This window comes from Burkholderia sp. E168m23, from assembly GCF_016586125.1.
In the GTDB taxonomy this organism is placed as follows: domain Bacteria; phylum Pseudomonadota; class Gammaproteobacteria; order Burkholderiales; family Burkholderiaceae; genus Burkholderia; species Burkholderia orbicola.
In genome coordinates this window covers 1-2,406 of the sequence record NZ_BCPP01001028.1, presented here as the reverse complement: position 1 = coordinate 2,406, position 2,406 = coordinate 1, and the positions used below count along the sequence as shown (strand labels likewise).

The following is a 2,406-nucleotide window of genomic DNA, read 5'->3' as shown; positions in this document are numbered from 1 at the left end:
GGGCGACCTGGCCAACGCAGCGCGCATCCTGCGCGAGTCGTACGGCATTCACGCGCACGAAGCGGACGATGCGCGGCGCGAACCGAGCCCGCCGCCGGTGCGGATTCGCGTGCTGTTCCAGCGTCCGTATCTGGGGCGCACGATCGTCGCCAGCGTGATGAACCTGTGCATCCCGTTCGAATACACGGCGATCGCGTTCTTCCTGCCGTCGATCCTGTCGCAATTCCTCGGCGCGGGCGTGTTCGAGACGATCGCGGCGTCGCTCGCATTGAACGTGCTGTTCGCGTTCACCGGCGGCTTGCTCGGCATGCGCCTCGCGTATCGCTATCCGTCACGGCATGTCGCGATCGCGGGGTTTGCGTTGCAAACGGTCGCGCTCGTCGCGCTGGCGCTGGCGGGGCATCCGCACGGTGCATTGGCGGTCGGCGTCGTGCTGCTGATGCTCGGTACCTGGCTGTTCGCCGAAGGTTTCGGGCCGGGCGCGCAGATGATGATCTATCCGACGCTGTCGTATCCGGCCGCGATCCGCGGCACCGGCGTCGGCTTCGGGCGGTCGCTGTGCGGCATCGGCCAGGCGCTCGCGCTGTTCGTGCTGCCGATCCTGCAGGCGCGTCTCGGCACCGACATGTTCTGGGTCGTCGCGATCAGTGCGGTCACGCCGATCGTGTTTCTGCTGATCATTCGCTATGAGCCGACGGCGAACGACGTCGACGACGAAAGCGTGGCGTAACTGTCGACGCGAAGCGCTCGTTGTTTCCCGGCAAATACAAACGGCTTCGTCAGACTGCACGAAGCCGTTTGTACTGAAGCCGGCCGTCGCATGAATGCGGACAGACCGGCTTCGACGTTGCCCGACGCTACGCGCTGACCGCTTCCCGCTCGGCCGCGCGCTTGACCTGTTCGATATCGCGAAACTGCGCGGCCGGATGCTCATCCGGCAGCCGCGCCGAGCCGCCGAAGAGTTTTTCGCGCAGCGTGCCCGGCGCATACGCGGTCGGATACACGCCGCGGCGCTGCAGCTCCGGCACGAGATGGCGCACGACGTCCTCGAAGGTTTCATGCGCGACCGCATACGCGAGATTGAAGCCGTCCACGTCGGTCGCGGCCACCCATTCCTGCAGGATGTCCGCGACGGTCGACGCCGACCCGACGAACACCGGGCCCATCCCGCCGATGCCGCCCCAGGCCGCCAGCGCCTCGATCGTCCACGCGGTGTCGCCGCCCGACAGGTGTTCGACCGCCGACACGATCGCGTTCGTTTCGACACGCCTGACGGGATCGGTCGGCGCGTACTGGCCGAAGTCGATGCCGGTCCAGCCGGACATGAACACCAGCGAGCCGTCGTACGACACGTAGCGCCGATACTCGTCGAACTTCGCTTGCGCCTTCTCGTCGGTCTCGTCGACGATCACCGTCACGAGGTTGTAGATCAGCACCTTCGCCGGGTCGCGCCCGGCGGCCGCGGCCTGTGCGCGCACGTCGGCCACGTAGCGCGCGAGCTGGTCGCGGGTCGGCGCGGCGACGAACACGCATTCAGCGTGCTGCGCGGCGAACGCCTTGCCGGGGCCCGACGCGCCGGCCTGGAACAGCACCGGCGTGCGCTGCGGCGACGGCTCGCACAGGTGATAGCCGGGCACGTCGAAGAAGCGGCCCTTGTGGCCGATCTCGTGCACTTTCTCCGGATGCGTGAACACGCGGCCGTCGCGATCGCGCACCACCGCGCCATCCTCCCAGCTACCTTCGAACAGCTTGTACAGCACCTCGACGTATTCGGCCGCGACCGCATAGCGGTCGTCGTGCGTGCGCAGCCCGTGATCGCCGACGTTCTTCGCGCCGCTCTCCAGATACGACGTGACGATGTTCCACGCGAGCCGGCCCTTCGTGTGATGGTCGGCGGTCGATAGCCGGCGGGCAAACGTGTACGGGTGCTCGAACGTCGTCGACGCGGTGATGCCGATGCCGAGATGCTCGGTCGCCATCGCGATCGGCGCGGCCAGTTGCAGCGGATCGTTGACGGGAATCTGTGCGGCCTGGTGCAGCGCGTGATAGTTGCTGCCCTTGTACACGTCGTAGTAGCCGATCACGTCCGCGATGAAGATCGCATCGAAGATCCCGCGTTCGAGCACGCGCGCGAGGTCGGTCCAGTAGTCGAGATCCTTGTACTGCCACGAGCGGTCGCGCGGATGCGCCCACAGGCCGGGCGACTGGTGGCCCACGCAGTTCATCTCGAATGCGTTGAAGCGGATCGTCTTGCTCATTGCGCGGCCCCCGTTCCCGCACCGGCACCCGCGTTGGCGTCCGCCCCGTTGCCGACGCGCCAGACGAACGGCGGCGTGCGGCCGTTGATGATCCAGTCACCGACGATGCGCGCCTTGTACACGAGCGGATTGTGCGACGACACCGTGC

At 67.2% G+C, this 2,406-nt stretch carries 2 protein-coding genes and 1 pseudogene; 1 reads left to right on the top strand and 2 read right to left on the bottom strand.

All coding sequences use genetic code 11. From position 1 onward, the window contains the following. Positions 1-730: MFS transporter (locus JMF90_RS33540; RefSeq protein WP_374104315.1), on the top strand; the 730-nt coding region annotated here is incomplete at its 5' end. Between the two features lie 127 nt (positions 731-857). Here JMF90_RS33540 and JMF90_RS33535 read toward each other — a convergent pair. After that, the gene (locus tag JMF90_RS33535; RefSeq protein ID WP_006483335.1) at positions 858-2,258 is read right to left on the bottom strand and encodes an LLM class flavin-dependent oxidoreductase; all 1,401 of its coding nucleotides are present in this window, start codon (positions 2,256-2,258) and stop codon (positions 858-860) included. Then, a pseudogene (locus JMF90_RS33530) lies at positions 2,255-2,406 on the bottom strand (monooxygenase); the annotation flags it as partial. The gene JMF90_RS33535 and the pseudogene JMF90_RS33530, both read right to left, overlap by 4 nt.

What these genes read in the sequence shown, in the direction of transcription:
- JMF90_RS33535 (WP_006483335.1), bottom strand. Translation starts at nt 2,258, where the DNA reads ATGAGCAAGACGATCCGCTTCAACGCATTCGAGATGAACTGCGTGGGC.